Source organism: Tenacibaculum sp. AHE14PA (assembly GCF_019278465.1).
GTDB classification, from domain to species: domain Bacteria; phylum Bacteroidota; class Bacteroidia; order Flavobacteriales; family Flavobacteriaceae; genus Polaribacter; species Polaribacter bernardetii.
Map to the genome: position 1 here is coordinate 1,170,001 of NZ_CP058983.1, position 2,500 is coordinate 1,172,500.

Annotated in this window: 3 rRNA genes (2 of these 3 running past the window's edge); all 3 read right to left on the minus strand. The window is 35.2% G+C overall.

Annotated features, from left to right (window positions below):
* Positions 1-309: ribosomal RNA gene (locus H0I30_RS05310) — 16S ribosomal RNA — on the minus strand (it extends 1,209 nt beyond the left edge of the window).
* 1,362 nt (positions 310-1,671) lie between these two features.
* Positions 1,672-1,780, minus strand: a 5S ribosomal RNA gene (gene rrf, locus H0I30_RS05315).
* Positions 1,781-1,878: 98 nt separating this feature from the next.
* Positions 1,879-2,500: ribosomal RNA gene (locus H0I30_RS05320) — 23S ribosomal RNA — on the minus strand; it runs 2,255 nt beyond the window's last position.

The window sequence follows — 2,500 nt, forward strand, 5'->3', positions numbered from 1 at the left end:
GGGGGATAATCCTCTCAGACCCCCTACCTATCGTTGCCATGGTAAGCCGTTACCTTACCATCTAGCTAATAGGACGCATAGTCATCTTGTACCTATAAATATTTAATATAAAAGAGATGCCTCTTCTATACATTATGGAGTGTTAATCTTCATTTCTAAAGGCTATCCTCCTGTACAAGGCAGATTCTATACGCGTTACGCACCCGTTCGCCGGTCGTCATCTGTGCAAGCACAATGTTACCCCTCGACTTGCATGTGTTAAGCCTGCCGCTAGCGTTCATCCTGAGCCAGGATCAAACTCTTCATTGTATATTTTAAATAATATTAATGAATAAGTTTCAAAAGAATTTGTTCTAAAAAATTAGAACGTGGTTATTCTACTCTTTGTTTACGCTGTCAATTTCAATATTTTCAATGAACTTTTAGGGTATCGCACTCATGCTGTAAAACACTCGTTGTAAATCCTAATTTTGTAGAAACGCTAGATTCGAACTAACTGATTTTTATTACTAAATCATTCCAAAATTTCTCTGATCGTATCGCTTTCTTAAAGCGGTTGCAAATCTATAAACTTTTCTAAAACTGACAAAACTTTTTGAAGCTTTTTTTAAAGTTATTTTCGCAACATTTTAATGAACTATTTACCCTAAATCGGACTGCAAAGATACTCTCTTTAATCTGTACTAAACAAGTAATATTTAACTTATTTTTTACACTTTATTAAAACTATCTTAACCAGTATTTTTTATGACCTTTTAAAGCATCGCACTCATGCTCTGTAGCACTCGTTTTTCCCTTAGCGGGTGCAAATATAGATTCCTTTTTCAACATAACAACTACCTTTTTCATCTTTCTTTTAAAGTTTTTTTTTAGCCCTGTTTCTTAAACACTTAACTCTAAAATTAATCTTATCTTTTATTGATTTGTTAATGAATTACTCTTGGTTAGTTACTAAAACTAGCTTAAGTTAATAGTATATCGGTGACTTTCTTACTTGTGTAAACTATAAATCAACCACTATTATGCTCTTTTTTACTTCGCTGATATTTGAAAACTGTAGTAAAATTATATTTATTATTCTGAAGAGCTACTTAATAACGGTAATAATAATCTTATATACTATTTAAAAAAGTTTGTTTTAACATCAATAAAAAATTTAAGTATAGATTTTTTGTTTTCTTCTAGCCTATTTTAACTATATACTCTTTTCTAATTCCTTGGAATATTAACGTAGTATATCGCTTTCTGTTTATTCTTATTTTTTAAAGAATATAGGCAGCTTATTTTTCACCTTCTTTTAAGTTTATATTCTAATTTAATCTCGATAATATACCCTCTAAAATCATTTTTATTCGATATTGCTCATTCATAAGTTACAATCAATATTTTTATTACTCCTTTCTTCTAATAAATCTTCATTTTCCGTCTCTGGTGATTATCAAGATACTTATAATCCTTTTTTTTAGTACATAATTGTACTGCATAAGTTTGGGATACTTAATAGTACTTCATTCTTTTTATTTTCTATGAAATATCTTGAATTTAGGATTAATAAAATTATATAAGCTTTATTTATAATATAAGAAGAAGGGTAATTATGTTAAAAGCACTATTTTTCATTTGAGTTTAGAGCAAAAAAAAACCTCAATCTATAAAGATTGAGGTTTAAAAGAAAGGCAACGACCTACTCTCCCACCATTGGCAGTACCATCGGCGCAAATGGGCTTAACTTCTCTGTTCGGGATGGAAAGAGGTGAGCCCCATTGCGATAATCACCTTAAATCGTTCAGTATATTGCAACTGTATAAGTTAACATATTAGTAAAATCATATCGTAAATTATCAAAAGAGTTTGCGTCCCGACCCGAAGTCGGGAACTATACATAAGCCTATGGGTTATTAGTAATACTCGGCTATGACATTACTGCCTTTACACCTGTATCCTATCAACGTGGTAATCTTCCACGACCCTTTAAAGAAATCTCAATATGCTTTCAGCGCTTATGTAGCTACTTGCCTTTACACCTGTATCCTATCAACGTGGTAATCTTCTGCAGAACAACAGATACACCAGAGGTTAGTTCAACTCGGTCCTCTCGTACTAAAGTCAAATCCACTCAAATTTCTAACGCCCACAGCAGATAGAGACCGAACTGTCTCACGACGTTCTGAACCCAGCTCGCGTGCCACTTTAATGGGCGAACAGCCCAACCCTTGGGACCTTCTCCAGCCCCAGGATGTGACGAGCCGACATCGAGGTGCCAAACCCCCCCGTCGATGTGAGCTCTTGGGGGAGATCAGCCTGTTATCCCCGGAGTACCTTTTATCCTTTGAGCGATGGCCCTTCCATGCGGAACCACCGGATCACTATGCTCTACTTTCGTACCTGATCGACCTGTATGTCTCTCAGTCAAGCTCCCTTATGCCATTGCACTCTACGCACGGTTACCAAACGTGCTGAGGGAACCTTTAGAAGCCTCCGTTACTCTTTTGGAGGCGAC